Annotated in this window: 1 tRNA gene and 1 rRNA gene; both read left to right on the forward strand. The window is 51.6% G+C overall.

From position 1 onward, the window contains the following. The first annotated feature begins 149 nt into the window (after positions 1 to 149). Positions 150 to 225 (forward strand) — tRNA-Thr (locus tag ACL9RG_RS22760). 37 nt (positions 226 to 262) lie between these two features. After that, a 5S ribosomal RNA gene (gene rrf, locus ACL9RG_RS22765) occupies positions 263 to 351 on the forward strand; the annotation flags it as partial.

The raw sequence follows: 351 nt of genomic DNA on the forward strand, positions 1-351 counted from the left end.
TGAAACGCCGTAGCGCCGATGGTAGTGTGGGGTCTCCCCATGTGAGAGTAGGGAACTGCCAGGCATCAAATTTAAAGTAGTACGCAGGTATTACTTGTAAAAGTACGATAGCTCAGCAACGAGTATCTTACTTAGCACCAAATTAGTGTGCTGATATGGCTCAGTTGGTAGAGCGCACCCTTGGTAAGGGTGAGGTCCCCAGTTCGACTCTGGGTATCAGCACCAGTAATAAAGCGTAGAGTTCGGTAAATTACAGAATTTGCCTGGCGGCAACAGCGCGGTGGTCCCACCTGACCCCATGCCGAACTCAGAAGTGAAACGCCGTAGCGCCGATGGTAGTGTGGGGTCTCC

The sequence above is a fragment of the Rouxiella sp. Mn2063 genome, from assembly GCF_049319665.1.
GTDB lineage: Bacteria > Pseudomonadota > Gammaproteobacteria > Enterobacterales > Enterobacteriaceae > JBMOUD01.